Below are 798 nucleotides of genomic sequence, written 5' to 3'. Positions count from 1 at the left end.
GATCAGCGAAGCCGGAGTCGTGCCGGAAGCTCGTGCCTGACGCCAGGGACGGCTGTCCACGTGCACTACGTCGGTGAGCGGCAAGAGCTCCCGAACTCGCTGTGACNTCAGCGAAGCCGGAGTCGTGCCGGAAGCTCGTGCCTGACGCCAGGGACGGCTGTCCACGTGCACTACGTCGGTGAGCGGCAGGATCTCCCGAACTCGCTGTGAGTGTGTAGCGACGATCTTGGAGAGCGCGCGCTGGCTTTCAACCGATACGTTGAGCTCCGCACGTTGCTTCTCATCCAGCCCAGTGAGCGACAGATGATCACGCTCGCCCGGTGTGAGTCGCGTGAGGTCGAGTCCGGATCCGGGCAGCATGGTCACGCCTCCGAGGCGGCCCCGGTGTGCGGTCACCGGCAGACCGGCGTCACGGAGCCAGTTCAAGTCCCGGGTGATGGTGCGAAGGGACACCCCGAGCGCCGAGGCAAGTTCCTGTGTGGTCACGGCATCCCTCGATTCGAGGAGCAGCATCAGGGCGAAGAAGCGGTCTGGGGTCACGCACCAATTTTTTCAGGAATTGCGACACGATGCGGCGCATATCCCGGTCAGGCTGGTGGATGCGTACCTACGACCTGTGAGAAGGAACGATCATGACCACATCCGTCGTGTCTATCGTCTACGTGAACGACGCTCCCGCCGCAGCTCGTTTCTACGGCGACCTCCTCGGCATGAGCCCCTCGTTCGAGACTTCGGGATACATCACCTTCGACCTCGGGCCAGGCGCTGACCTCGGTCTGTGGTCCGGCCAGTTCGAGG

At 63.5% G+C, this 798-nt stretch carries 2 protein-coding genes; one reads left to right on the top strand and one right to left on the bottom strand.

The features are described 5' to 3' along the window. Positions 1-107 precede the first annotated feature (107 nt). Positions 108-513 (bottom strand): helix-turn-helix transcriptional regulator (locus FGD71_RS00285; RefSeq protein ID WP_244951182.1); only part of this gene is annotated, 406 nt, incomplete at its 3' end. A 119-nt stretch (positions 514-632) separates the two neighbouring features. Here FGD71_RS00285 and FGD71_RS48210 point away from each other — a divergent pair. Beyond that, on the top strand, positions 633-798 hold a 166-nt coding region (locus FGD71_RS48210), incomplete at its 3' end, for a VOC family protein (protein ID WP_338120019.1).

This window comes from Streptomyces sporangiiformans (assembly GCF_005768555.2).
Lineage (GTDB): Bacteria > Actinomycetota > Actinomycetes > Streptomycetales > Streptomycetaceae > Streptomyces > Streptomyces sporangiiformans.
This window is presented reverse-complemented; position numbering and strand designations above follow the sequence as displayed.